The sequence below is a fragment of the Lentzea albidocapillata genome, assembly GCF_000719115.1.
Classification (GTDB): Bacteria; Actinomycetota; Actinomycetes; order Mycobacteriales; family Pseudonocardiaceae; genus Lentzea; species Lentzea albidocapillata.
This window is the reverse complement of sequence record NZ_JOEA01000080.1, coordinates 1-427: the sequence shown is the minus strand read 5'-3', so window position 1 is coordinate 427 and position 427 is coordinate 1. Positions and strand designations below refer to the sequence as shown.

General features: G+C 70.7%; 1 pseudogene. It reads right to left on the bottom strand.

The window, feature by feature from the left end:
- Positions 1–333, bottom strand: a pseudogene (locus IG04_RS0141895) (M56 family metallopeptidase); the annotation flags it as partial.
- Positions 334–427 lie beyond the last annotated feature (94 nt).

Sequence of the window (427 nt, the reverse complement as noted above, 5' to 3'; positions counted from 1 at the left end):
TCGTTGCCGAGCGCTGCGTGCACCGACGATCGCGAACCGAACGAGCAGAGCGGTCAGCAGAGCGCCGCCGGTGAGGCCGCTGATCACTTCGATCGTGGGGGTAGTGCCGTGGCGCACCGACTCCCAGCAGTGGTGCAGGGTGTCGAGGGCGCCGAGGCCGTGCTCGGGCAGCAGGAGCAGCACCATGGCAACGGCTGAGGTCGTCATGACCGCGGCGATCGAGGTGAGCCAGGCGACGACGGCGACCACCGGGTCGCTGAGCCGCCGCAGCAGGCGCGGTGCCAGCCAGCCCATCGTGATGGACCCGAGCAGCAGCGCCAGCGCGACGGTCATTTTCCGGCGGCTTTCCTGCGGAACGCCCGGCGCAGCACCGCCGACTCCTCGGTGGTCGCGGACTGTGCGAAGTGCAGCAGCGCGGCCTCGGGAT